At 49.0% G+C, this 4,413-nt stretch carries 4 protein-coding genes; 1 reads left to right on the top strand and 3 read right to left on the bottom strand.

Translation table 11 applies throughout. From position 1 onward, the window contains the following. The first annotated feature begins 10 nt into the window (after positions 1 to 10). On the top strand, positions 11 to 934 hold the full coding sequence (locus ACXAFR_RS27085; RefSeq protein WP_475183221.1) for a response regulator: 924 nt from the start codon (positions 11 to 13) through the stop codon (positions 932 to 934). Positions 935 to 1,241: 307 nt separating this feature from the next. Here ACXAFR_RS27085 and ACXAFR_RS27080 read toward each other — a convergent pair whose 3' ends face one another. From ACXAFR_RS27080 to ACXAFR_RS27070, 3 genes are all read right to left on the bottom strand, one after another. Then, positions 1,242 to 2,789, bottom strand: coding sequence for an alpha-amylase family glycosyl hydrolase (locus ACXAFR_RS27080; RefSeq protein ID WP_475183219.1), 1,548 nt, complete (start codon positions 2,787 to 2,789; stop codon positions 1,242 to 1,244). Continuing rightward, on the bottom strand, positions 2,782 to 3,597 hold the full coding sequence (locus ACXAFR_RS27075) for an SDR family oxidoreductase (protein WP_475183216.1): 816 nt from the start codon (positions 3,595 to 3,597) through the stop codon (positions 2,782 to 2,784). The genes ACXAFR_RS27080 and ACXAFR_RS27075 overlap by 8 nt, the downstream gene beginning before the upstream one ends. Before the next feature lie 23 nt (positions 3,598 to 3,620). Further along, positions 3,621 to 4,413, bottom strand: a 793-nt coding sequence (locus ACXAFR_RS27070; protein WP_475183214.1) for an SDR family NAD(P)-dependent oxidoreductase, incomplete at its 5' end; no start/stop codon positions are given.

The raw sequence follows: 4,413 nt of genomic DNA, 5'->3' as shown, positions 1-4,413 counted from the left end.
AGGGGGCCTAATGCTCGCTTCTGACAAACTGAAACGAGGTGTTGTTCTTGTGGTAGACGACTCCCCCGAAACACTCGGCATACTTAACGAGCTTCTCGATCGTGAGGGCTACACCGTATTGATCGCGCTGGAAGGAAGCCAGGCGTTGGCCATCGCCGCCAGCGTAAAGCCCGAACTTATACTGATGGACGCCATCATGCCAAGCATGGACGGTTTTGAGACCTGCCGAACCCTGAAGCAAACACCAGAGCTTGCGCCAATCCCCGTGATCTTTATGACGGGACTCAGCGATACCGAGAGCGTCGTCCGGGGTTTCAACGCCGGTGGCGTCGACTATGTGACCAAACCGATCAATCACGATGAATTACTGGTCCGACTGCATACCCATCTACTGATTGCTCGCCAAACGATGACCACACATCAAGCACTCGATACCGCTGGCCAATATCTGCTTACCACAGATGGGCGTGGTCAATTGATTTGGATGACGCCACAGGCGGGCCGTCTATTGGAGAATGCCAAGCCGCAGGCGCTATCCATAGAAACGGCACTCGGTAATGAACTGAAAACCTTTTTCAATCCACGCTATAACCGTCAGAGGCCGATCCAGCTGGCCTCGATGACGCAGTCGCTTCAATTAAATTTCGTTGACCAATCAGGACCCGATGAATACCTCTTCAGCCTGGAAAACCCGGATAAACCCAGCGAGACTGAAATATTGCGGCGGAACTTCCCGCTGACGGAACGGGAAGCAGAGGTTTTACTCTGGTTAGGCAATGGCAAAACCAATCAAGAAATCGCACTCGGACTCTCGGTCAGTCCTCGTACGGTAGACAAGCACATGGAACAAATTTTTCGTAAACTGGATGTTCAAAATCGAACCACGGCCGCAGGGATTTGCATACGCTGTTTGAGCGATCGGAATCACTCTTAGCATGGTGAAGATCGTATCACATTTACTCAAGATAGATTTAATAACAGACAACATCACTTTCGCCATAACAGGATACGCAAAGCACAAAAATTGGACACTGGCTGCATTGAAAACTTCTTTCATTCGTTGAATGTCGCAGTCATCAATAGCGAACTAATGCAGCTTTTTTGTCCATTAGATCTAACTTTTGTCGGCGCCATCTATATTTACTGCAAACTGATCAGCATTGAGCAATTGCAAGGTCACCATATTGTCGATATGCAATTGCATATACTTAAATTAACGTGCGCTGACTGATGTCCGTTGATCAGGCCTTGTAAAGGATTGCACCTCCTGGCAGCAGACTCTCTTGCTGGTGGCGTACAGAAAGTAGCACGTGTTTCGGGCGTATACAGTCACGCACTGCATCGCTGAAGTTGAATATCGCTTCTAATTTGCCCGACTGACTGCCGATTTTCACCTGCATCAAGCCATCCTCGAAATGATGTTCAAAATGCTCAGGGTCGCACAGCCTAAGCGTTTTTCGTAAACACAAAGCATCTCGATAAAATGCAAGTACACTTGTCTCGCACTGCTTTTGCTTGACGACAGACACTCCACTCTGCCAGCGCATAGGAAGCCAGGGTTCCCCGCTTGTGAATCCAAATGTTTCTGGTGTTTCATCCCAAGGAATCGGCACTCGAGCACCGCTTCTACCCGGCCCATCCGGCCAGTATTCAAGATCAAAAGGATCATCTACCTCTGCCTTTTCCAGATCGGGTTGTGGCAACCCAAGCTCCTGTCCTTGATAAATCAAAAGTGCCCCGGGTAAAACCGCAGAAAGTACAGCCAAGAACCTAGCGGAGTCTCCAGATCCATTACCGAGATTAGTCGGACTCCGAGCCTGATCATGACTCTCAAACCACCACGGTAGACGCCACTGTTGTGACAATTTTTTAAAAATGGAATCCCATGCCTCACCTGAATGACCACAGCGAACTGTATCAGTGGTATAACATCCGTCTAATTTGTCGGGTCCGGTATAATCCAATGCGATATCGATAGATGCGATACCAAAATTGCTTTCTCCAATTAGATAGAGATCATTTCCGGCCCATTTTCGGATGCTAGTCATGTAGTCCGCACCTTCATTCACCAGCATGTCATAACGATGTACTTGTCGCCTATAAGGGCTAGCAGGCACGCCATCAATGTGTCGCTGTTCTTCTACAGATGCAGGAGGGTTGTCCCGAAACTCAGGATCGTGAAACCAGGAAGTTACGGCATCAAATCTGAAACCTGCAACACCTCGTGCTTTCCAAAAAGCCATAATTTCTCTAAGCTTTTGCTGCACGTCAGCGTTACGATGATTCAATGCAGGCTGATCGGAATGATACTGGTGTAGATAATATTGCTGTCGTTGGTGATGCCAGCTCCATGCGGGCATTCCAAAATATCCAATCCAATTCGTTGGCGGTGTGCCGTCAGGATTAGCATTCCGCCAAACATATCGTTCAGCTGCAGCTTCATCACCGGCAAGCGACGCTAGAAACCATGGATGATCTATACTGGTGTGTTTGAAAACCAGATCTACCAGGATCGCCAATCCCAGATCGCAGGCGACCGCGATGATTAAATCAAAGTCATCCAGCGTTCCCAATCGGGGATCAACGCTGCAGTGGTCGGTGACATCATAGCCACCATCTTTCCAGCGCGATGTGTAGAAAGGAGCAATCCAAATGGCTTCCACGCCGAGATTACTAACGTACTCCAGCCGATCGGCAATCCCTTTGAGATCCCCCTCTCCGTTACCTGTTGTGTCCAGAAAAGACCTAGGGTAGATCTCATATATGGTCGGGCTGCAAAGTTTAGGCACCGACCATCATGCCTCCGTTAACATGGATCGTCTGTCCCGTTACAAAAGATCCATCTTGGCTGGCAAGAAAAACGTACGCAGGTGCCAACTCCCGCGGCTGTCCCACGCGACCAATCGGAGCCGCCATATTTCTCAGTTTATCTTCATCGAAGTCTTCAAAGACTGACTGTATATCCGTTGCAACAGGTCCCGGTGCCACCTCATTGACCCGAATTCCCTTCTTCATATATTGCTTGGCCAGTGAGCGAGTAAATGCCGTGATCGCACCTTTTGTTGCAGAGTAAGGTACTAGGGCATCATTACCCACAAACCCATTGATCGATGTTGTGTTAATTATGGAGGAACCCGTAGACATTGAACGAAGCGCGGCGCGGCTTAGAAAAAATATCCCACCCATGTTGACGTCGAAATGCGCTCGCCAATCGTCGTCACTAACTTCCTCCAAAGTGTGATAGGGCTTTTGAAACCCCGCATTGTTTACGAGCACATCAATGCCCCCCCATTGGGCTAGAACATTTTCAAGTGCACGGTCGCAGTCTGCGCTCTCACCAGTGTTGGCTTGAATCATCAGCGCTTCAACGCACTCCGCTTCTATGGCTTTCCGGGTTTCAGCTGCCTTCTTTTCATCAGAGTGGTAAATAATGGCTACATTTGCCCCTTCGCGAGCCATGTGCAATGCTACGGCTCTGCCAATTCCACTGTCACCACCGGAAATGAGTACGCGCTTGCCTTTCAATTTGTCTGCCCCTTTGTAGTCGTCGTTGATATACTCGGGGGTAGGAAGGTGAGGTATTTTGCTGTTATTCATGTATGTCTCTCTGAAATAGGGGTTTAAATATCGATGGCAGCAACCGCCCCACCATCGACACGCCAAGCTGATCCATTGGTAAAGCTCGCACGCTCTGAACAGAGCAACGCAAATGCGGCAGCAACTTCGTCTGCCTTCCCGCGTCGCTTAAGTGTCAAGTAAGGGCGTTCTTTTTCAAGAAAATGTTCAACGGCTTGGTCTTTTGATACACCCAGATCTTTTCCCAAGGTTTCCATCATTCCATCCGTCATGGGGCTTTCTATGAATGCTGGCATTACTGCATTGACCAAAACCCCTTTGGGGCCGTAGGGCAAAGACAGTGCCTTTATGTAACTTAGTAGCGCCGATTTAGAGGCGTTGTATACCGCCTCATCCGGGTATGGTTGTACGGCATTTTCAGAAACTGTCAGTACTACCCTCCCCCAGGATTGCTCGACCATGTAGGGTACCAGTGAACGACATAATCTTACTGCTGACATGAAATTAACGTTCCAACAATCAAACCAACTCTCATCGGTCATTTTGAGAGGGTCTCCTTTCGCTCCTGTGATACCGGCTAGATGGACAAGAATATCCGCGCCACCCGCTTCATTAACTCTGCCTGCAAGAAGGTCGACAGCCTGCTGATCAGTGAGATCAGCCGCGAGAGATCCAACAACTGCGCCTTCAAAGTCATCTATATTTTGCGACAATCTTTGCTCATCTGTATCAGTCAGAAACAATCGGACCCCCTCTTCGGCGAGACACTTGGCAGCTGCTACTCCCAACCCTCCTGAAGCTCCAGTAATAACAGCCAACCGCCCATTAATATTAAGA

This window comes from Pseudomaricurvus sp. ABR4_320 (genome assembly GCF_056159445.1).
Note: the sequence above shows the minus strand (reverse complement) of the source record. Positions and strands in the feature narration are given on the sequence as shown.

Coding starts and splice junctions, on each gene's coding strand:
- ACXAFR_RS27085 (WP_475183221.1), top strand. CDS start 11: ATGCTCGCTTCTGACAAACTGAAACGAGGTGTTGTTCTTGTGGTAGAC.
- ACXAFR_RS27075 (WP_475183216.1), bottom strand. CDS start 3,597: ATGAATAACAGCAAAATACCTCACCTTCCTACCCCCGAGTATATCAAC.